17 protein-coding genes, 2 pseudogenes and 2 riboswitches are annotated in these 20038 nt (G+C 75.0%); of the genes and pseudogenes, 11 read left to right on the top strand and 8 right to left on the bottom strand.

All coding sequences use genetic code 11. From position 1 onward, the window contains the following. Positions 1-254 precede the first annotated feature (254 nt). Genes WBK50_RS05580 through WBK50_RS05570 form a run of 3 tightly spaced genes read left to right on the top strand, consistent with a single transcriptional unit; the run spans position 255 to position 3829 of the window. Positions 255-2270, top strand: a complete 2016-nt coding sequence (locus WBK50_RS05580) for an ATP-dependent Clp protease ATP-binding subunit (protein ID WP_341334556.1) — start codon at positions 255-257, stop codon at positions 2268-2270. Continuing rightward, on the top strand, positions 2271-2678 hold the full coding sequence (locus WBK50_RS05575; RefSeq protein WP_341334555.1) for an FAD-dependent monooxygenase: 408 nt from the start codon (positions 2271-2273) through the stop codon (positions 2676-2678). Further along, positions 2615-3829: an FAD-dependent monooxygenase gene (locus WBK50_RS05570; protein WP_341334554.1), complete on the top strand. Its 1215-nt coding sequence runs from the start codon at positions 2615-2617 to the stop codon at positions 3827-3829. Before WBK50_RS05575 ends, WBK50_RS05570 begins: the two co-directional genes overlap by 64 nt. Positions 3830-3867: 38 nt before the next feature. Here WBK50_RS05570 and idi read toward each other — a convergent pair whose 3' ends face one another. Genes idi through WBK50_RS05555 form a run of 3 tightly spaced genes read right to left on the bottom strand, consistent with a single transcriptional unit; the run spans position 3868 to position 6240 of the window. After that, entirely contained in the window at positions 3868-4404 is a 537-nt protein-coding gene (gene idi, locus WBK50_RS05565; RefSeq protein WP_341334553.1) for an isopentenyl-diphosphate Delta-isomerase, read from the bottom strand. A gap of 40 nt (positions 4405-4444) precedes the next feature. Continuing rightward, a complete protein-coding gene (locus WBK50_RS05560) occupies positions 4445-5488 on the bottom strand; it encodes a type III polyketide synthase (protein WP_341334552.1) in 1044 nt (347 codons plus the stop codon). 29 nt (positions 5489-5517) lie between these two features. Continuing rightward, a complete protein-coding gene (locus WBK50_RS05555) occupies positions 5518-6240 on the bottom strand; it encodes a methyltransferase domain-containing protein (protein ID WP_341334551.1) in 723 nt (240 codons plus the stop codon). A 26-nt stretch (positions 6241-6266) separates the two neighbouring features. Between WBK50_RS05555 and WBK50_RS05550 the strand changes: the two genes are divergently transcribed. Beyond that, positions 6267-7103, top strand: a complete 837-nt coding sequence (locus WBK50_RS05550; RefSeq protein ID WP_341334550.1) for a UbiA family prenyltransferase — start codon at positions 6267-6269, stop codon at positions 7101-7103. 260 nt (positions 7104-7363) lie between these two features. Here the strand turns inward: WBK50_RS05550 and WBK50_RS05545 are convergent. Both WBK50_RS05545 and WBK50_RS05540 read right to left on the bottom strand, forming a co-directional pair. Beyond that, positions 7364-8230, bottom strand: a pseudogene (locus WBK50_RS05545) (NAD(P)/FAD-dependent oxidoreductase); the annotation flags it as partial. An 81-nt stretch (positions 8231-8311) separates the two neighbouring features. Then, positions 8312-9238: an L-dopachrome tautomerase-related protein gene (locus WBK50_RS05540; protein ID WP_341334549.1), complete on the bottom strand. Its 927-nt coding sequence runs from the start codon at positions 9236-9238 to the stop codon at positions 8312-8314. A 283-nt stretch (positions 9239-9521) separates the two neighbouring features. Between WBK50_RS05540 and WBK50_RS05535 the strand changes: the two genes are divergently transcribed. Next, complete coding sequence (locus tag WBK50_RS05535; RefSeq protein WP_341334548.1) at positions 9522-10262, top strand: histidine phosphatase family protein; 741 nt, start codon at positions 9522-9524, stop codon at positions 10260-10262. Next, entirely contained in the window at positions 10240-11508 is a 1269-nt protein-coding gene (locus WBK50_RS05530) for an NAD(P)H-hydrate dehydratase (protein ID WP_341334547.1), read from the top strand. Before WBK50_RS05535 ends, WBK50_RS05530 begins: the two co-directional genes overlap by 23 nt. A 315-nt stretch (positions 11509-11823) precedes the next feature. Here WBK50_RS05530 and WBK50_RS05525 read toward each other — a convergent pair whose 3' ends face one another. Together WBK50_RS05525 and WBK50_RS05520 are read right to left on the bottom strand one after the other, a co-directional pair. After that, on the bottom strand, positions 11824-12063 hold the full coding sequence (locus tag WBK50_RS05525; RefSeq protein ID WP_297493742.1) for an acyl carrier protein: 240 nt from the start codon (positions 12061-12063) through the stop codon (positions 11824-11826). Positions 12064-12201: 138 nt separating this feature from the next. After that, complete coding sequence (locus tag WBK50_RS05520; protein ID WP_341334546.1) at positions 12202-12579, bottom strand: STAS domain-containing protein; 378 nt, start codon at positions 12577-12579, stop codon at positions 12202-12204. A 320-nt stretch (positions 12580-12899) separates the two neighbouring features. Further along, positions 12900-12988, top strand: a riboswitch (glycine riboswitch). Beyond that, positions 12989-13084, top strand: a riboswitch (glycine riboswitch). Positions 13085-13141: 57 nt separating this feature from the next. On the opposite strand from WBK50_RS05520, the gene gcvT reads away from it, so the two are divergent. From gcvT to glyA, 3 genes are read left to right on the top strand one after another with little or no spacing between them, the layout of a single operon-like run. Then, a complete protein-coding gene (gene gcvT, locus WBK50_RS05515) occupies positions 13142-14242 on the top strand; it encodes a glycine cleavage system aminomethyltransferase GcvT (protein ID WP_341334545.1) in 1101 nt (366 codons plus the stop codon). 13 nt (positions 14243-14255) lie between these two features. Beyond that, the gene (gene gcvH / locus WBK50_RS05510) at positions 14256-14645 is read left to right on the top strand and encodes a glycine cleavage system protein GcvH (protein ID WP_341334544.1); all 390 of its coding nucleotides are present in this window, start codon (positions 14256-14258) and stop codon (positions 14643-14645) included. Further along, positions 14642-15934, top strand: coding sequence for a serine hydroxymethyltransferase (gene glyA / locus WBK50_RS05505; RefSeq protein WP_445942225.1), 1293 nt, complete (start codon positions 14642-14644; stop codon positions 15932-15934). Before gcvH ends, glyA begins: the two co-directional genes overlap by 4 nt. A gap of 91 nt (positions 15935-16025) precedes the next feature. On the opposite strand, the gene WBK50_RS05500 is transcribed toward glyA, so the two are convergent. Beyond that, positions 16026-17159, bottom strand: a complete 1134-nt coding sequence (locus WBK50_RS05500; RefSeq protein WP_341339306.1) for a PucR family transcriptional regulator — start codon at positions 17157-17159, stop codon at positions 16026-16028. Positions 17160-17270: 111 nt separating this feature from the next. On the opposite strand from WBK50_RS05500, the pseudogene WBK50_RS05495 reads away from it, so the two are divergent. Both WBK50_RS05495 and pruA read left to right on the top strand, forming a co-directional pair. Next, positions 17271-18196: pseudogene (locus tag WBK50_RS05495) on the top strand (proline dehydrogenase family protein). Between the two features lie 20 nt (positions 18197-18216). Next, positions 18217-19845, top strand: a complete 1629-nt coding sequence (pruA, locus tag WBK50_RS05490) for an L-glutamate gamma-semialdehyde dehydrogenase (RefSeq protein WP_341334543.1) — start codon at positions 18217-18219, stop codon at positions 19843-19845. Positions 19846-20038 lie beyond the last annotated feature (193 nt).

The following is a 20038-nucleotide window of genomic DNA, read 5'->3' as shown; positions in this document are numbered from 1 at the left end:
GACCCCGGGTTCCCGCTGGACGACGTCGGGAACCCACCCGGCCCGTACCGGCGCCGGAACGGCCGCGGATGGCGGGTGCACCCCGCCGTCGTCATTCGGATGAAGACCGTGTGCCGCTGACGCGCCGTGGTCCGGCCCCGGTTCGGGCAGTGGCCCGGACGAACGGCGCCGTCGCGGGTCGTCGCCCGATACGCGGCACCTCGCGGCGGGTACACCTGGAGGAGACGGTCCGCACCGTCACCGAGGAGGCCACCATGCCGCAGGATCCCTTCGACGGTCTCGGCCCGCTCGGCGACCTCGTGAACCGGCTGTTCGCCGGCCTCGACCTGCCGCCGCAGGAGGACCCGGCGCGCCCCGCACCGCGCCGGGCGACGTCGACCCGGAAGCTCGACCGCTACGGCCGCGACCTCACCGCCGACGCCCGGGCCGGCCGGCTCGACCCGGTGATCGGCCGCGACGACGTCCTCGACCAGGTGGTGGAGGTCCTCGCCCGCCGGACGAAGAACAACCCGGTCCTGGTGGGCGACCCGGGGGTGGGCAAGACGGCGATCGTCGAGGGGCTGGCCCGGCGCGTCGCCGACGGCGCCGTCCCCGCGGCGCTCCGCGACGTCCGGGTGGTCGCGCTGGACCTCGCCGGGCTGGTCGCCGGGACGAAGTACCGCGGCGAGTTCGAGGAACGGCTCACCGACGTCGTCGCCGAGATCGTGGCCGCGGAGCGCTCGGTCGTGGTGTTCATCGACGAGCTGCACCTCGTGGTCGGCGCGGGCTCCGGCGAGAACTCCCCGATGGACGCCGGCTCCATCCTCAAGCCCGCGCTGGCCCGGGGCGAGCTGCAGATCATCGGCGCGACCACGGTCGAGGACCACCGCCGCCACATCGAGCGCGACCCCGCGCTGGACCGGCGCTTCGAGCGCGTCGTCGTCCCGGAGCCGACGCCCGCGGAGACCGGGGAGATCCTGCGCGGGCTGCGCGGCCGCTACGAGGAGCACCACCGCGTCCGGATCACCGACGCCGCGCTGGACGCGGCCGTCGCCCTGTCGGACCGCTACATCCGGGACCGCTTCCTGCCGGACAAGGCGATCGACCTCGTGGACCGCGCGGCGTCCCGGGTGCACCTGCGCGGGACACCCGCGACCGGCGCGGGGCGGCAGGTCGAGGAGCTGATCCGGGCCCGGGAGGTCGCGACGGACGCCGGGGACGACGAGCGGGCCGCGATGCTCGACCGCGAGCTCGACCGGCTCGTCCTGGAGGAGGGCCCGCCCGGCCCCGGCACGCCCGAGATCACCGCCGACGACGTCGCCCGGGTCGTCGCCTCCCGCACCGGCATCCCGGTCGCCGAGCTCGGCGCGACCGACCGGCAGCGGCTGCTCGACCTCGAGGACCACCTGCACCGGCGGGTCGTCGGCCAGGACGAGGCCGTGGAGGCCGTGGCCGACGCGGTGCGCAGCGGCCGCGCCGGGCTCTCCAGCCCGGACCGGCCCGTCGGCTCGTTCCTCTTCCTCGGCCCCACCGGCGTCGGCAAGACCGAACTCGCCCGGGCGCTCGCCGCCGCGCTCTTCGGCTCGGACGAGCGCATGGTGCGGCTCGACATGAGCGAGTACGCGGACCGGTCCGCCGTCACCCGGCTGATCGGCGCCCCGCCCGGCTACATCGGACACGACGACGCCGGCCAGCTCACCGAGGCCGTGCGCCGCGACCCCTACACCGTGGTGCTGCTCGACGAGATCGAGAAGGCGCACGCCGAGGTCACCGGGACACTGCTGCAGGTGCTCGACGCGGGCCGGCTCAGCGACGCCCGGGGCCGCGTCGTGGACTTCCGGCACGCGATCGTCATCATGACCAGCAACCTGGGCGCGGAGGAGATCCTCGCCGCGGCCGCCGCGGGGCGTCCGGTCGAGTCGACGCGGGAGGTCGTGATGATGCTGGTCCGCCGCCACCTGCGGCCGGAGTTCGTCAACCGCGTCGACGACGTCGTCCTGTTCGAGGCCCTCGACCACGCTCAGCTGCGCCGCATCACCGCGATGCTGCTCGCCGACACCGCCTCGCGGCTCGCGGCCCGGGGCGTCGAACTCGTCGCGGACGACGCGGCGCTCGACCACCTCGCCGAGCTCGGGTACCAGCCCGGGTTCGGCGCGAGGCCGCTGCGGCGGGTCATCGCGCGTGAGGTCGAACGGCGGCTGTCGAGGCTGCTCCTCGGCGGGGAGCTGCGCGCAGGCGGGCAGGTCCGGCTCGAGGTCGCGGAGGGCCGCCTCGTCCTGGTGCTCGCGTAGATGAACCCGTCCCCCAGCTCCCCGGATGCGCCGGACGACCGGGGCACTCCGCGAGTCCTGGTCGTCGGGGCCGGCCCGACGGGCCTCGTCGCCGCCCTCCTGCTCGCGGACCTCGGTGTCGCGAGCACCGTCGTCGACCGGCGCTCCGCGCCGCACCGGCTGCCCCGCGCCGTCCACCTCGACGACGAGTGCGTGCGGATCCTGCAGAGCGCCGGTGTCGCCGAGGAGTTCGCCGCGATCAGCCGGCCGGCCACCGGCCTGCGCCTGCTCGACGGCCGGCTCCGGCCCTTCGCGGTCTTCCCCGGGACTGCGCCGCGGGACGCCACGGGTGGCCGGAGTCCAACGTGTTCGACCAGCCCGAACTCGAGGAGCTGCTGCTCGCCGAGGCCGCCCGCCGGCCGCTGGTGACGATCCGGTGCGGCACCGAGCTCGTGGACGTCTTCCCCGCCGGCCGGGTGACCGTGCGCGACACGGCCGACGGCTCCGTCGACCACCTCGAGTTCGACGCCGTGCTGGGCTGCGACGGGGCGGGCAGCACCGTCCGCACCACGCTCGGGTCGCACGCGCGCGACCTCGGGTTCACCGAGCGCTGGTTCGTCGTCGACGTCCGCTGCGCCCGCCGCATCACCACGTGGGGCGGGGTCGACCAGATCTGCGACCCCCGGCGTCCCGCCACGTTCCTCGCCCTGCCCGCGGACCGGTACCGCTGGGAGTTCCGGATGGATCGGGACGAGACCGCCGACGACCTCGTCACCCGCATCGACAGCCTCACGGCCCCGTGGCGTCCCGATGTCGCGAGCGAGGACCTCGAGGTGCTCCGGGCCGCCGAGTACGTGTTCCGGGCCCGGATCGCGACCCGCTGGCGCGAGGACCGGGTCCTGCTGCTCGGTGACGCCGCCCACCTGACCCCGCCGTTCATCGGGCAGGGCCTCGGGGCGGGCCTGCGGGACGCCCACAACCTCGCCTGGAAGCTCGCGGCGGTCCTGCACGGCGAGGTCCCGCCGGCGCTGGAGAACCGGATGCTCGACAGCTACCAGCAGGAACGGGCACCCCAGGTGGAGGCCATGATCCGAGGGGCGGTCCGGGTCGGCCGGGCGATGACCGGCGGGCAGGACGTCGCGGCGGCGCTGCGGGGGCCGCTGACCCGGTCCCTGCTGCGGCTCCCCGGGGTCCGCGCCCGCGCGAGCCGCGGCATCGTCACCCGCTACCCCGCGGGCGCCCAGGTCGATCCCCGCCGGGACCGGCGCGACCTCACCGGGACGGTGTGCCCGCAGCCCCTCGTCACCCTCGACGGCAGGTCCGTCCGGCTCGACGAGGCCCTGGGCTGCGGCCACGTCCTGCTCACCGACGGCCCGGTCCCGGTCACGCTGCTCGCCCGCGCGCGGCTGCTGCGCGCCTGCGTCGTCCAGATCGGCCCCGGGGACGGGGACGGGGACGGGGAGGTGGTCCTGGCGGACGGCGGCCCGGTCCGGGCCTGGCTGCGCGACGGCGGGTGCGCCGCCGTGCTGCTGCGCCCGGACCGCGTCGTCCTGGCGTCCGCGCCCCGCTCGTCCCGGTGACCCGATCACCGGCCGGCCCGATCACCCGGCCGGCCCGCTCACCCGAGTGACGGGTGCTCGCCGAGCTCGGCGAGCAGCGGGGCCTGCAACCGCGCCCAGGGCGACAGGCCGCTGGCCGGGTTCGCCACCGCCTCGAGGAACCGCGGCCAGCTCCACCACTGCCACTCCTCGACCTCGGCCGGGTCCGGGCGCGGCTCCCCCTGCAGGGTGCACAGGAAGACCGGGCACAGCTCGTTCTCCTCGACCCCGTCGAACGAGGCCCGGTAGCTGAAGTCCGGCAGGGCCGGCCGGACGTCCGTCGGCGTCATGCCCAGCTCGTCGGCGAGGCGGCGGTGGACGGCCTCCTCGGGCGGCTCACCGGGACCGGGATGCCCGCAGCACGTGTTGGTCCACATCAGCGGGAACGTCCGCTTCCGCCGGGAGCGCCGGGTGACGAGCAGCCGCCCCGCCTCGTCGAAGCCGTAGCAGGAGAAGGCGAGGTGGCGCGGCGTGCGGGCCCCGTGCACGGTCGCCTTGTCCGCGACGCCCACGGCGCGCCCCTCGTCGTCGAGCAGCACGACCTGTTCGCCCACCATCGGTCTCCTCATCACTGTCGGGGTACGGGGTCGTCGGGGTTCAGGCCGCCCGCAGCAGGGCGGCGTAGAGGGTGAGTCCGGGCCCGAACGCCATCGCGACGACGGCCCGGCCGGGCCGCGGGCGGCCGGTGGCGCGGAGCGCGTCGAGCACCAGCAGCACGGTCGCCGACGAGCAGTTGCCCCGCTCGGCCAACACCGCGCGCGAGGCGTCGAGGGCCCCGACGGGCAGGTTCAGACCTTCGGCGACGGTGTCGAGGATCTTCGGCCCGCCGGGGTGCACGGCCCAGCCGTCGACGTCACCGAGCGTCATGCCGTGCCGGCCGAGCAGGCCGGTCACCAGGCCCCGGACGTGCCGGGCCAGCACCCGGGGCACCTCCGGCGAGAGGCCCATCCGGAAGCCGAGGTCGGTGACGTCCCAGGTCATGTGGTCCGCCGTGGTCGGATCGGTCACCGCGGCCACGTCGACCACCTCGAGTCCTACCCCGGCCCCCGGCTCGACGACGACCGCCACCGCGGCGTCGCCGAACAGCGCGTGCGAGACGACCTGGCCGAGATCGTCGGACGGCGGCTGGACGTGCAGGGACGTCAGCTCGCAGCACAGGGCCACGGCGGGCCGTCCGCGGGCGACCACGTAGTCGGCGACCGCGCCGAGCCCGGGGATCGCGGCATAGCAGCCCATGTGCCCGACCACCAGCCGTTGCAGGTCCGGGGCCATCCCCAGGTCCGCGGCGATCCGGATGTCCAGCCCGGGCGTCCCGTAACCGGTGCACGAGACGACGGCGAACTGCCCGATCTCCTCCGGCCGCAGCCCGGCGTCGGCCAGCGCGGCGCCGACCGCCTCCTTGCCCAGCGGCAGCGCCTCGACGGCATAGCGCCGCATCCGGCGCCCCGTCGACCAGCCGGACACGTCCTCGACCAGCGGGTTCACCGCCGCGTGCCGGCGGCGCACGCCCGCGCCGTGGAAGATCCGCCGGGCCGTGCGGTGGCCGGCGAGGTGCCCCGCGAAGCACCCGTCCCAGACGGCGGTCTGCTCCAGCGCGGGTCCGGGCAGGGCCGTGCCGAACCCGGTCACGGTCGCCCTCATGATCGGGTGGTCCCCATCGGCGCCCTCCTTCAACCCCGGGCCCCCGCCCGCCGGCCGACGCCCTGGAACAGCACCGCGGTGGTCGGCACCGGGACCATCCGGACGAGGTCGGCGCGCCCGGCCGCCCACCGGGCGAGATCGACGACCGACGGCCGGATGCCGCGGAGCTCCAGGACGACGCCGTGCCGGGCGCACTCGCGCCGCAGCACCGCCCGGTCGACGAAGAGCCGGGGATCGTGGATGCCCGGCGGCGGCCCACCGGGCAGCCGCTCCGCGACGGTGACGGCGACGACCCGGGCGAGCGCGGTGGCGGCGATCGTGTCGAGCACGAGGAGGCCACCGGGGCGGAGCAGCCGGCACGCCTCGGCGAGGACCGCGGGCAGGTCCGGCACGTGTTCCAGGATCTCCCCCGCAACGACGACGTCCGCGCACCCGTCGGCCAGCGGGACCCGGGCCACGTCCCCCCGCACCGCCGCGACGCCGTGCCGGCGGGCCTGGTCGAGCGCCGTCGCGGTGAGGTCGACGCCGACGTGCCGGTAGCCCTTCCCGGCGAGCCACGGGGCGAGCAGCCCGGCGCCGCACCCGAGGTCGACGAGGAGCCCGCGGCCCGGCCCCGCGGGAGGCACCAGGTCGGCGCGGGCGGCCGCGAGCCAGTGCAGCATCGCGAAACCGCCGCGCGGGTCCCACCACTCGTCGACGAGGTCGTCGTACTGGCCGGGATCGTTGCGGGCGCGCTCACGGACGTCGGCCACCTCCCGAGGGTGTCAGACTCGGGCCCATGCGGCGCTTCGGGACGACGACGATCGCGTTGCTGCGCTCGTGTCATCCGGAACCCACCGCGGCGGTCACGCTGATGGTCACCGCCCTCGCCGTGACCACCGGGCACACCGCGGGCCGCGTCGTCCTGATCGGGTCGGCCGTCCTGACCGGGCAGCTGTCGATCGGCTGGCTCAACGACGTCCTCGACGCCGAGCGGGACCGCACCGTCGGCCGCGCCGACAAGCCCGTCGTCGCCGGCGCCGTGTCCGCGCGCACCGTCGGTTTCGCGACGGCCGTCGCCGCGGCCGCGTGCGTCCCGTTGTCGCTGGCGTGCGGGGTGTGGGCCGGGGTGCTGCACCTCGTCGCCGTCGCCGCCGGCTGGGCCTACGACCTGGGGCTCAAGTCCACGCCGGTCTCCGTCCTGCCCTACATCGTGTGCTTCGGGCTGCTGCCGGCGTTCGTCGTGGTCGCGCTGCCGGGCTCCCCCGCGCCGCCGTGGTGGCTGCCGGTGGCCGGGGCGCTCGTCGGGGCCGGGGCGCACTTCGCGAACGTGCTGCCGGACCTGGAGGACGACGCGGCGACCGGTGTGCGCGGCCTGCCGCACCGGATCGGCGCGGCGGGGAGCCGGATCGCCGCGGCGGTCCTGCTGCTCGCGGCGACGGTCGTGCTGGCCCTGGCGGCGCCCGTCCCGGCCGTGGTCGCCGTGGCCGTGCCCGCCGTCGCGGCGGCGGTCCTCGCGGCGGGGTTCCGGGCCGGCCGCCGGCCGGGTTCCCGGGCGCCGTTCCGGGCCGTGCTGGTGGTCGCGGGCGTCGCCGTCGTGCTGCTCGTCGCGGTCGGGCCGGCCCTCGTGGGCTGACCCGGATCAGGGGCGCAGGCGCGCGAGGACCAGGGCGAGAGCGGCGGGGGCACGGTGCCGCGGGCCAGCCCGAGGTCGACGGCGGCGTCGAAGACGGACTGGTGGGCGCCGGCTGCGACGATCGCCGCGTCGAGGAACCGGGGACGGGCCATCAGCCGCGCCAGCACGCCGCTGTGCCGGTGGTGCCGGGCGAACGCGCGGTGCATGGCGCCGCGGTGGACCGCACCCGCCCCGGCCCCGGCCATCGCGGCCTGGCCGGCCAGCGCCCCGGACGCCACGGCGTCGTAGATCCCCTCGCCCGTCAACGGGTTGATCGTCCCGGCCGCGTCGCCGGCGAGCAGCACCCGGCCGTCCGGGTGGAAGCGCGGCCCGTTCGACATCGGCAGGTGGTGCCCCCGGACCGTGGACGGGTCCGGCTCCTGGCCGGGCAGCAACCGGCGCAGCGCGTCCAGGAACACCTGGCGGCTCTCGCTGCCGCGCCGGTCGAAGACCCCGTACCCGACGTTCGCCCCGCCGCCCGCGACCGGGAACGACCACGCGTACGCCGGGAACGGGCCCTGCGCGTACTCGATCGTCAGCGCCTCCCGGCCCGGATCGTGCGCGGTGTACCCGCGGATGGCGACCGCCGCCGCCGCCGGCGGTGGGACCGGGGCCCCGAGCAGCCGCCGCACGACCGAGTTGGCACCGTCGGCGCCGACCACGACCCGTGCGGCGACCTCGTCGTCGAGGACGACCCGGTCCGCGCGGACGTCCATCCGCCGGACCCGGTGGTGCTGCAGCTCCGCCCCCTTCTCCACCGCGGCCGCGGCCAGGGCGGCGTCGAACACGAGCCGCGGGATGACCCGGTTGGGCCGCGGGCACGCCCGGTCGACGACCCGGCCCGTGGGGGTGCGCAGCCGCAGCCTCGGTACGGGCGGCGCCAGGTCCTCGAGCCCCGGCACGCCGAGCGCGGCGAGCAGGTCGAAGACCGCGGCGGCCACGCCGTCCCCGCAGGTCTTGTCCCGCGGGAAGGTCGCCGCGTCGAGGAGCACCACGCGGGCGTCGGGCCGGAGCTGGAGGGCGCGCAGGGCGGCGGCCGAGCCCGCGGGCCCGGCGCCGACGACGGCGACGTCGTACAACGCGTCCATGTGATCCCCCGGTCGGCAGGGCGGTCCGTGCTGCCAGCGTGCCTCACGGCGCGCCGATCCGCGCGGCGTCGAGGCGCGCCGCTACTGGACGAGCCGGACCGGCCCGGCGTCGATCGGGGTCCTGAACAGCACGTACGGATAGCGGCGCTCGTCCTTGCCGCCGCGGTACCGCGCCTGCCGGTGGAGCTGGTTCGCCGTGACGTAGAGGTACCCCTCGGCGACGGAGAGGGTGTCCGGCCAGAGCAGGCGCGGATCGTGCGCGACGGTCTGCCAGCTCCCGTCCGGCAGGCGGCGGTGGACGGCGTCGTGCTCGCCGTCGGTGACGTAGATGCTGCCGTGGGAGTCGGTCTCCATGCCGTCGCCGGCGGCGCCCTTGTCGCCCTCGTCGCGCACCGTGGCCTCGACCGGGCCGTCGTCGAGGTCGCGGTCGCACAGCGCCTCCACGTCGACGCTCCACCAGCGCCGGCTCGCCAGGCAGCAGTAGTACAGGCGGCGGCCGTCCGCGGCGATCGCGATCCCGTCGGCGCCTATCGTGACCGACGAGCTCGAGCCGTCCGCGCCGCGTTCGAGGAAGTCCTGCCCCTCGACGATCATCCGCAGGTCCGGCGGTGTCTCCGCCTTCGTGGAGGGGTGGTCGTGCAGCCGCCGCCGACTGTGCCCGGCGGCCAGGTCCACGACGATGATCCCGTTGGCGCCCTGGTCGGAGGAGTCGGTGATGAACGCGGTCCCGGCCTCGCCGCGGCGCAGGTCGAACCGCACGTCGTTGAGGTAGGTGGTGGGCAGGACGACCTCGTCGGGGAACAGGATCGTCTGCGCGACCTCGTCGGTGGCCAGGTCGACCTCGACCAGTTTCGGCCCGCCGTACTCGACCGGCCGGAACATCGGGCTGCCGGTGTCGAGCAGCCACAGCCGGTCCCCCGGGTCGACGACGACGCTCTGCACCGACACGAGGGCGTACGGGTCGGCGTCGCCTTCGTTGTCGTTGAACCCCTGGTCCGGGTAGGGCACGACCTCGCCGTCCCGGAAGCTCGCCGACGGTGAAGCGGACGTCGTCGCCCCACTTCGGGTAGCAGAGGAAGACCCGCCCGGTGCGGGACACGCCGACCCCGGTCGGCATCGGGCCGCTCTCGAACAGGTGCACGACCTCCAGTTCGCCGACGGGCCCGTCGCGGACGATGGTCTCGCTGCTCATGCGGACGGGTTACCGCGCCGCCACCGTCGAAAACGCGGCCGGGCGCGGCGGTCGTGGTCCCTCCCGCATGAACGTCGACGAGGCTGGGTAGCCGCAGGCGTGTCCTTCCACGGTCCCGACGTCCTCTGGCTCGTCCGGCACGGGCAGAGCCGCGGCAACGTCGCCAACGACGAGGCCGCCGCCTCCGGTGCCGAGCTGCTCGACCTCGAGCGCGACGCCGACGTCGCGCTGTCCGAGCTCGGCGAGGAACAGGCGCGGGCGGTCGGGAAGTGGCTGGCCGGGCTGCCTCCGGAGGAGCGCCCGACGCTGGCCCTGACCTCGCCCTACCGCCGCGCCCACGACACGGCACGGCTCGCCCTGGACCAGCTGCCCGACGTCCCGCTGCGGATCGACGAGCGGCTGCGGGACCGCGAGCTCGGCATCCTGGACCTGCACACCTGGAAAGGGATCAAGGCCCGGTTCCCCGAGGAGGCCGCGCGGCGCAGGCACCTCGGCAAGTTCTACCACCGGCCTCCCGGCGGGGAGTCCTGGGCGGACGTCGCGCTGCGGCTGCGCACCCTGCTCACCGACCCGATGCTCGACCTCGACGGGCAGCGGGTGCTGTGCTTCACCCACGAGGCGCCGATCCACCTCATCCGCTACATCCTCGAGCAGCTGACCGAGCCCGAGCTGATCGACGCCCTGCGCGCCGCGCCGGTGGCCAACTGCTCGCTGACCCGGTTCGAACGCCCCACCCCGGCCGAACCGCTGCGCGCGGTCGACGTGGGGCGCACCGAGCCACTGCCCCAGCACCACGTCCCGACGACGAGGGAGTCCCGTGTCCGCTCCGACGAGGCCTGACGACCCCGCATCCGCCGTCACGGTCCTGACGCCCACGGTGCTGCGGCGGTGGGCCCTGCCCGAACCGGCCGGCGGGGCGAAGGCGAGCCGGGGCACCGCCCTCGTCGTCGGCGGCAGCCGGGGCACCCCGGGGGCCGTGCTGCTCGCCGGCGTGGCCGCGCTGCGGGCCGGGGCCGGGGTACTGCAGATCGGTGCGCCCGCCTCCACCGCCACCGCGCTCGGCGTGAGCGTCCCGGAGGCCCTCGCGATGCCCCTGCCCGAGACGGCGGCGGGCTGCGTCTCGTCCGCGTCGGTCGACGACCTGGAGGCGGTCCTCCCGGCGGCGGACGCGGTGCTGGTCGGCCCCGGCCTGTTCGACGGCGAGACGCCGATCCAGGACCTGGTCGAGGCGCTGCTGGAGCGGGTCGGTGCCGAGGCCGCCGTCGTCCTCGACGGGTACGCCCTGCGCGGGCTCCGCCGGGAGACCGTCGCGCCGCTGGCCGGGCGGCTCGTCCTCACCCCGAACTCGGACGAGGCCGCCGTCCTGCTCGCCGACGTCCCGGACGCACCGGACCTGGAGGAGGACCCGGCCGGGGCGGCGGCCGCGCTCGCCGGGCACCTCGACGCCGTCGTGACCCTGGGCGGGCGGGTCGCGGCCGCCGACGGCGGCCTCTGGATCGACGAAAGCGGGCACGCCGGGCTCGGGACGTCGGGTAGCGGCGACGTCCTCGCCGGGCTGGTCGTCGGCCTGCTGGCGCGAGGCGCCTCGCCCGCCCAGGCCGCGTGCTGGGCCACCCACGTGCACGCCACCGCCGGTGAGCGGCTGGGGGCCCGCATCTCGCACGTGGGGTTCCTCGCCCGGGAAGCTCCTCGACGAGGCGCCCCTCGTCCTCGCCGAGCTGATGCGGTGAGCGCCGGGGCGACCGTGCGCGTGCAGGGCTCCCGCCCGCGGGAATCCCGGCACGTCCGCGGAACCGACGACAGGGGGAGCACCATGTCCACACGAGTCACGACCCAGGCGGCGGTCACCACCGCCCTCGCGGACGTCGACTTCCCGGCGGACAAGGACGCGCTGCTCGCGACGGCCGAGCACAACGGCGCCGACGAGGCCACCATCCGCGCCTTGCGCGGCGTCCCGCCCGTCGAGTACCGGTCCCTCGGGGAGGTGCTCTCGTCCGTCGAGATCAATGCCCCCGACCCGTCGGAGCGGCCGGCGCCGCCGGTCAACCCGATCGAGCAGGAGCTCGGCGAGAACCGGGGCAGCTGACGCCCGATCCGGTGGTGCGGCCGGCCGAATGATCGCCACGCGGCGCGGGTACCCGGGGGACATGCACGACGTGGACCGCAACGACGACGTCCGGGCCGAGGACCGGCCCCGGCAGGACCGCCCCCGGAGCCCGAGCGGCCGGACGAGCAGGGCGAGGACGCCGCGGAACGGGCCGCCCGGGACCTGGCCATCGCGAACAACTGCTCGCCGCCGCGGCCCGGTGACCCCGACTTCTAGCGGGAGCGCGAGGCCCGCCGTGGACGGGGACGGCCGGGCGGCCCGGCCGTCCCCGTCCACGGTTCAGGCCCTCGACGATCAGGCCTTGCCTCCGGTGTCCTCCTTCGGCTCCAGCTTGCGCAGGAACTCGTGGCACCGTGCGGCCCGGTCGGAGTCCTCCTTCATGACCTGCTCGAAGAAGGAGGCGACGTCCTCGTACCCGCCGTTGCGGGCGTCCCGGACGTACTGGCCGTAGTCGTGGCCGGCCTTGAGGGAGTGGTACTGGACGGACACGAGGTCGTAGATCACGTCGCTGAAGCCCGTCTCACCTGTGGCCACGGGTCATCACCTCGTCGGTCGTGGGTTCCGGACGAGGGCGGCTACCCGCCGCGGGCGCGACGAACCGCCGTCGCCGGCTCGTCCTACCCGGATGGCCGAGTCACGGGGTCTCCACCACCGGTGCGTCGCCCCCCGGGGCTACGGCCGGAGATCGCCCACGCGTTCCGGCAGCACGGCGTCGAGCAGACGCTCGGCGTTCAGCAGGACGAGGACCCGGCGGACGTGGGGGCTGACCTCGACCAGGACGAGCCCTCCGTGCAGGCGCCGGCACCGTCGTTCGAGGTCGTCGAGCACGCGGAGGGCCTGCACCCCGAAGAAGTCCACGTAGGTCAGGTCGAGCGCGAGGTGGCGGGCACCGTCGGCCAGCAGCCCGTCCAGGGTCGCGACCAGAGCCGGCGCACTGGCGAGGTCGATGTCACCGGTCAGGTCCAGGCCGGTCCAGCCCGCGGACCGCCACACCACGACCCACAGGCCACGGCAGTCGACGACGTCCGGGACGTCACGGATCTCGTTCATCGAACTCCTGCCGCTCCCGTGGACGATTCGATGCGTCTCGGCGGCCGATGGGCCGGAACAGTGGAGGCGCATCCGGGCGGAACGCCCGCACGCCGTACTGGCGGGGCTGTGTTCCCAACCTCGGCGGCGAGAGTACGCACCGCAGCGGGATGCCGCCACCTCCCCGTGCCGGGCGACAGCGCTGCCGCTGCGCGGGGGACCCTGCCGTCCCCGCGGGCCGGTTCCTGAGAAGCCCGCCACGCCGCACTCCCGTGCCGGGCCGAACCCCGGTACGGTTCGCCCAGATCACGACCGCAGGCCCCACAACTGCATACGCCGCTCGAATCCCAGCGGGAGATCTGGTTCGTTCCAGAGCCGTAGGAGCAATCCTCCCCGGAAAACTCTCAGGCCGCCGTACCGCTGGGGCGAGGCAACTCTGGAAAGCGTCCGCCCTCGGGTGGACCACCGACGGGGCAAGCGGGAACGATCCGCGGAATCTCTCAGGTCCCATGACAGAGCGGGGAGACGCCGCACCATCGTCGCCCGCCCGTCCACCGTCGTTCCGCCACCCCGGAGAGCGCGTATGCCCCCCGTAGAGACCCCACTCGCCGCCGAACACGCCGCCCTCGGGGCGTCGTTCACGGACTTCGCCGGCTGGCGGATGCCCGTCCGCTACAGCAGCGACCTCGCCGAGCACCACGCCGTCCGCAAGGCCGCCGGGCTCTTCGACCTCTCCCACATGGGCGAGGTCGAGTTCACCGGGCCGCAGGCGGCCGCCGCGCTGGACCACGCCCTGGCCGGGGCGCTGTCGAAGGTGAAGGTCGGGCGGGCCAAGTACTCGCTGCTCTGCGCCCCGGACGGCGGCGTGCTCGACGACCTCGTCGTCTACCGGCTGGGCGAGGAGCACTTCCTCGTGGTCGTCAACGCCGCCAACGCCGCGCAGGACGCGGCCGAGCTGATCCGCCGCGCCCGGGGCTTCGACGTCGCGGTCGTCGACCGGTCCGCGGAGACGGCGCTGATCGCGGTGCAGGGACCGGCGTCGCCGGAGATCCTGCGCGCGCTCGCCGACCCCGCCGCCGCCGAGGTCGTCGACACCGTGAAGTACTACGCGGCCGAGCCCGCGACGATCGCCGGGATCGACGTCCTGCTCGCGCGCACCGGCTACACCGGCGAGGACGGCTTCGAGCTCTACGTGCCGAACGCGTCGGCGCCCGCCCTCTGGCGCGCGCTGCTGGAGGCGGGTGCGCCGCACGGCCTCGTGCCCGCCGGGCTCGCCTGCCGGGACACGCTGCGCCTCGAGGCCGGGATGGCCCTCTACGGTCACGAGCTCACCACCGCGACGGACCCGTTCGCCGCAGGCCTGCGCCGGATCGTCGCGCTGGACAAGGACTTCGTGGGCCGCGACGCGCTCGCCGCACTGGCCGCGAAGGAGCCGGCGCGCACGCTCGTCGGGCTCACCGGGACCGGCCGCCGGGCCGGCCGGGCGGGCTCCGCCGTGCTCGGCCCGGACGGCTCCGCCGTCGGCGAGGTGACGTCCGGGGTGCTCTCGCCGACCCTCGGCGTCCCGATCGCCCTGGCCTACGTCGACGCCGCGCTCACCGAGCCCGGCACCGAGCTCGCGGTCGACGTCCGCGGGCGCAGCCAGCCCTACACCGTCGCTCCCCTCCCCTTCTACCGCCGCTGACCCGGAGGCCCCCGTGAACCTTCCCGCCGACCTCTCCTACACCACCGACCACGAGTGGATCGCGATCGCACCCGGCGCCGGAACACCCGCCGGCGAGGTCCGGATCGGGCTCTCCGCCGTCGCCGTCGAGGCCCTCGGCGAGATCGTGTTCGTCGAGCTCCCCGAGCCGGGCACCGAGCTGACCGCCGGCGAGCCCTGCGGCGAGGTCGAGTCCACCAAGTCCGTGTCCGAGCTCTTCAGTCCGGCCACCGGCACGGTTGTCACCGTGAACACAGCACTCGCCGACAACCCCGCTCTCGTGGGCGAGGACCCTTACGGTGAGGGTTGGCTGTTCACCGCCACCGTGTCCGAGCTCGGTGCGGTCCTGGACGCCGCCGAGTACCGCGCGAAGAACGAGGGATGAGTATGTCCGTACTTGACACGTCGCTGGGCGATTTCGACCCGGAGGTCGCCGAGCTGATCGGGCGCGAGCTCGCCCGCCAGCAGGACGGCCTCGAGATGATCGCGTCGGAGAACCACGCGCCGCTCGCGGTCATGCAGGCCCAGGGCTCCGTGCTCACCAACAAGTACGCCGAGGGCTACCCGGGGCGCCGCTACTACGGCGGCTGCGAGTTCGTCGACGAGATCGAGAAGCTGGCCATCGAGCGGATCAAGGCGCTGTTCGGGGCCGGGTTCGCGAACGTCCAGCCGCACTCGGGCGCGCAGGCCAACGCCGCGGCCATGCAGGCGCTGATCAAGCCGGGCGACACGATCCTGGGCCTGTCGCTGGCTCACGGCGGGCACCTCACGCACGGCATGAAGATCAATTTCTCCGGCCTGCTCTACAACGTGGCCGCCTACGAGGTCTCCAAGGAGGACCTGCGGGTGGACATGGACGAGGTCGAGCGCCTCGCCAAGGAGCACCGCCCGCAGCTGATCATCGCCGGTTGGTCCGCCTACAGCCGGCAGCTGGACTTCGCCCGCTTCCGCGAGATCGCGGACGAGGTCGGCGCCTACCTGATGGTGGACATGGCCCACTTCGCCGGCCTGGTCGCCGCGGGTCTGCACCCCTCGCCCGTGCCGCACGCGCACGTCACGACGTCGACGACGCACAAGACCCTCGGCGGCCCGCGCGGCGGCATCATCCTGACCAACGACGCCGCGCTCGCCAAGAAGATCAACTCTGCGGTCTTCCCGGGCCAGCAGGGCGGGCCGCTCGAACACGTCATCGCCGCGAAGGCCGCCGCCTTCAAGATGGCCGCGCAGCCGGAGTTCGCCGAGCGCCAGCAGCGCACGATCGAGGGTTCGAAGATCCTCGCCGCGCGCCTGGTGCGGGAGGACCTGGCCGCGGCCGGGATCAAGGTCCTCACCGGGGGCACGGACGTGCACCTGGTCCTGGTCGACCTGGCCGGCGCCGCGCTGGACGGGAAGCAGGCCGAGGACCGGCTCGCCTTCGTCGACATCACGGTCAACCGCAACGCGGTCCCCTTCGACCCGCGCCCGCCGATGGTCACCTCGGGCCTGCGGATCGGCACGGCCGCGCTGGCCACCCGTGGGTTCACCACCGAGGGGTTCACCGACGTCGCGGACATCATCGCCCGCACCCTGCTGCTGCCCGAGGGCGTCACCGCGGACGACCCGTCGATCGTCGCGCTCCGGGACGAGGTGCGGACGCTCGCGAAGCGGCACCCGCTCTACCCCGGCCTGGCGTAGGGCACACGTCGCTCCGCTCGCGTTCCGGCGGCGCCGCTCGCGTCCGGACGCGAGCGGACGGGCGGGAACGCGAGCGGAGGCCGGTTCAGCCTCACCGGACCAGCGGTGACAGCGTCACCGCCAGGTGCAGCCGCAACCGGTCCCGCCCGTCCCCCAGCTCCAGGCCGGTGAGCTGCTCGATCCGCCGGAGCCGGTAGTAGAGCGTCTGCCGGTGGATCCGCAGCTCCGCCGCGGCGCGCTGGACGTTCCCGGCGTGGTCCAGGAACGCCGCGGCGGTGGCGACCAGGTCGGGATGGTCGAACAGCGGCTCGACCGCGGCGTCGAGCACCCCGTCCCGCAGGGCCGGGCGCGGTCCGCAGGCGAGCAGCCGGTGTACGCCGAGCTCGTCCCACCCGGCGACCGCGCGCAGCCGCGGCACCGCGTGCGCCACCCGCGCGGCGAGCCGGGCCTCCCGGACGCTTCCGCGGACCTGCGCCAGGTCCGGGCGGGCGGCCCCGACCCCCGCGACGAGCCGCGGATGGTCCTCGGCGTCGAGCCGGTGGGCATAGAGCTCCCACGCCGTCCGGGCCACGTCCCGCGCCTGCGCCGCCGGGACGAGCAGGAGGACATGCTCGTCGACGAGCGCGGCGACGACCGAGCGCGGCACCCGCCAGAGGTTGAGCGGCGGCGGGGTCGCCTCGGGCAGGTCGACCTCGAGGGTCACCGCGCACACCGGGGTGTCCCGGCCGATCGCGCCCAGCCGGTCGATCTCGGCGGCCGCCGCCTCCACGGTGTCCGGGTCCCCGGCCAGCAGCTCCCCGACCTGCGCGTCGAGATTTTCCCTGGTCCGGGCCTGCTGCGCCATGATCGTGCCTGCCCGGGCCGCACGCGGCATCGCGCGCTCGAGGCTCGCGTCGTCCAGGCGGTGCCGCTCGTCGAGCAGCCAGAGGTAGCCGTAGGTGACGCCGTTCCAGCGCGCCGGGAGGCACACGCGGGCGACGACGGCGAGTCCCGCGTCCGCGGGCGTGCGGACGGGCCGCTCGCTCGTCGCGATCCCGAACCGCTCGAACCATTCCTGGACCCGGGCGGACGAGCGGCGCTGCAGGATCGAGCGCTGCCGCACGGCGTCCACCTCACCGGCGTGCGACCCGAAGGCGACGAGGTTGAAGTGCCGGTCCTCCAGGATCGCGGGCGTGCCGAGGAGCCGGGACACGTCGTCGACGACGTCCTGCAGCTCCGGGGTCATCACCCGCCCTTCATACAGCTGTACGAAGAACCGCCGCAATCGTGGAGCTGCTGTCCATGGGCTCGAGGTCGCCGGACTCCTACCGTTCTCCCATCGGATTCTGGAGGTCGCATGTTCGGCTCCACGCTCCTCGCCGTCTCCCGGCGTCCGCACGTGCGGCACCTGGTCACGACGGCCCCCGTGACCCGACGACTGGTCGACCGGTTCGTCGCCGGGGACGACCTCGCCTCCGCCCTCGCCGCCACCACCGAGCTGGCCGCGAAGGGCCTGTCGGTCACCCTCGACCACCTGGGCGAGGACACCCTCGACGCCGCGCAGGCCGCGGCCTGCCGGGACGCCTACGTCGACCTGCTCGACGGCCTGGCGTCCCGCGGGCTCGCCGGCTCGGCCGAGGTGTCGATCAAGCTCTCCGCGCTGGGCCGGGCGCTCCCCGGGACGGCACGGCGATCGCCCGGGACAACGTCGCCGCGATCTGCGCCGCCGCGGCCCGCGCGGGCACCACCGCGACCATCGACATGGAGGACCACACGGGCGTGGACTCCACCCTCGCCGTCGTGACCGAGCTGCGCGCGGAGTACCCCTGGCTGGGCGCCGTGCTGCAGTCCGCGCTGCGCCGCACCGAGTCCGACTGCGCGGACCTCGCCCGGCCGGGATCGCGGGTACGCCTGGTCAAGGGCGCCTACGCGGAGCCCGCGTCCGTCGCGTTCTCCGCGAAGGCCGACGTGGACGAGTCCTACGTGCGGTGCCTGGGCGTGCTCCTCGCCGGACCCGGGTACCCGATGGTCGCCACGCACGACGCCGCGATGATCGACGCCGCCCGCGCGCTCGTCGCCGAGCACGGCCGCACGCCCGACGACCACGAGTTCCAGATGCTCTACGGCATCCGCGTCGCCGAGCAGGAGCGGATCGCCGCGTCGGGATCGCAGATGCGCGTGTACCTGCCCTACGGCGCGGACTGGTACGGCTACTTCATGCGGCGCCTCGCCGAGCGCCCCGCCAACCTGGCGTTCTTCGCCCGGTCCCTGCTCTCCCGCTGACACCCGAGGAGGTCTTCTCGATGGATGCCGTCACCACCGTTCCGGAGCCGGCGAACGAGCCGGTCCGCACCTACGCCCCCGGCACCGCCGAGCGGGAGTCGCTGCAGAACAAGGTCGCCGAGCTGCGCGGCGCCGGGATCGAGCTGACCCAGACCATCGCCGGACACCGCCGGATGGCCGGTGGCGAGCGCTTCGACGTCGTCGAGCCGCACCTGCACTCGTCGGTCCTCGGGACGTCGGCGAACGCCACCGACGCGGACGTCGCCGACTCGGTCCGCGCCGCCCGGGACGCCGCCCGGGACTGGGCCGCCCTCCCCTTCGACGAGCGCGCCGCGATCTTCCTGCGCGCCGCGGACCTGCTCGCCGGGCCGTGGCGTGACACGCTCAACGCCGCGACGATGCTGGGGCAGTCGAAGTCCGTGCAGCAGGCCGAGATCGACGCCGCCTGCGAGCTGATCGACTTCCTGCGCTTCAACGTCCACTACGCCCGCCGGGTGCTCGCCGAGCAGCCGCGTTCGGTCCCCGGCGAGTGGAACCGGATGGACTACCGCCCGCTCGACGGCTTCGTCGTCGCCATCGCACCGTTCAACTTCACGGCCATCGCCGGGAACCTGCCGACCGTGCCCGCGCTGATGGGCAACACGGTCGTCTGGAAGCCGACGCCCACCCAGCAGTTCGCCGCACACTTCACGATGCGCCTGCTCGAGGCGGCCGGCCTGCCGCCCGGCGTGATCAACATGGTGACCGGCGACGGCCTCGCGGTCTCCCGCGTCGCGCTCACCGACCCGGGCTTCGCGGGCCTGCACTTCACCGGCTCGGCCGCCACGTTCAAGACCCTCTGGCGGAGGATCGGGGAGAACCTGGACCGCTACCGCAGCTACCCGCGGATCGTCGGCGAGACGGGCGGCAAGGACTTCATCGTCGTCCATCCCTCCGCCGACCCGGCCCCGCTGACCACGGCGTTCGTCCGCGGCGCGTTCGAGTACCAGGGCCAGAAGTGCTCGGCCGCCTCGCGCGCGTACGTGCCGCGGAGCCTCTGGCGCGGCGGCCTGCGGGACGAGCTCGCCGAGGTCACGCGCTCGCTGCGGTACGGCGACGTCGCGGACTTCGCGAACTTCGGCGGCGCCGTGATCGACGCCCGCGCGTTCGACCGGCACCGCGCCGCCCTGGACCGCGCCAAGAACACGGACAGCCTGGAGGTCCTCGTCGGCGGGGGCTGCGACGACAGCGTGGGCTGGTTCGTCGACCCGACGGTCCTGGTCGGCACGGACCCGCTCGACGAGGCGTTCACGACCGAGTACTTCGGCCCGATCCTCGCGGTGCACGTCTACGACGACGATGCGTGGCCGGAGACGCTCGACCTCGTCGACTCGACCAGCCCGTACGCCCTGACCGGCGCGGTCTTCGCGACCGACCGCGCCGCGGTGGAGGACGCGCACCGGGCGCTGCGGCACGCCGCCGGCAACTTCTACGTCAACGACCGCCCGACGGGGTCGATCGTCTCCCGCCAGCCCTTCGGCGGCAGCCGGGCCTCGGGCACCAACGACAAGGCCGGCTCGATGCTCAACGTCCAGCGCTGGACGAGCCCGCGCGCGATCAAGGAGACCATGGTGCCGCCGATCGGGCACACGTACCCGCACATGGGCTGACGCTCTTCTCACCGCGCTGGTCCGGCGGGCCGGCGGAACGCCTGCTCGGCCCGAGACCCTCTTGATCGCCGTGCGCGACCCCTCGCCGGCCGACCGTGGCCGGTCCCGGGTCGCGAGCGGTGAGCACGGATCGCCGTGGCGCCGAACTCGGTGACCACGGCGACGGCGCGCCCTCGGTGAACACGGCGACGGC

The organism is Pseudonocardia sp. T1-2H (genome assembly GCF_038039215.1).
GTDB lineage: Bacteria > Actinomycetota > Actinomycetes > Mycobacteriales > Pseudonocardiaceae > Pseudonocardia.
Note: the sequence above shows the minus strand (reverse complement) of the source record. Positions and strands in the feature narration are given on the sequence as shown.

Bases quoted from the DNA above. Each gene is read 5' to 3' on its own strand.
- WBK50_RS05580 (WP_341334556.1), top strand. From the start codon at position 255: ATGCCGCAGGATCCCTTCGACGGTCTCGGCCCGCTCGGCGACCTCGTG.
- WBK50_RS05575 (WP_341334555.1), top strand. From the start codon at position 2,271: ATGAACCCGTCCCCCAGCTCCCCGGATGCGCCGGACGACCGGGGCACT.
- idi (WP_341334553.1), bottom strand. From the start codon at position 4,404: ATGGTGGGCGAACAGGTCGTGCTGCTCGACGACGAGGGGCGCGCCGTG.
- WBK50_RS05560 (WP_341334552.1), bottom strand. From the start codon at position 5,488: ATGAGGGCGACCGTGACCGGGTTCGGCACGGCCCTGCCCGGACCCGCG.
- WBK50_RS05550 (WP_341334550.1), top strand. From the start codon at position 6,267: ATGCGGCGCTTCGGGACGACGACGATCGCGTTGCTGCGCTCGTGTCAT.
- WBK50_RS05520 (WP_341334546.1), bottom strand. From the start codon at position 12,579: ATGAACGAGATCCGTGACGTCCCGGACGTCGTCGACTGCCGTGGCCTG.
- gcvT (WP_341334545.1), top strand. From the start codon at position 13,142: ATGCCCCCCGTAGAGACCCCACTCGCCGCCGAACACGCCGCCCTCGGG.
- glyA (WP_445942225.1), top strand. From the start codon at position 14,642: ATGAGTATGTCCGTACTTGACACGTCGCTGGGCGATTTCGACCCGGAG.
- WBK50_RS05500 (WP_341339306.1), bottom strand. From the start codon at position 17,159: ATGACCCCGGAGCTGCAGGACGTCGTCGACGACGTGTCCCGGCTCCTC.
- pruA (WP_341334543.1), top strand. From the start codon at position 18,217: ATGGATGCCGTCACCACCGTTCCGGAGCCGGCGAACGAGCCGGTCCGC.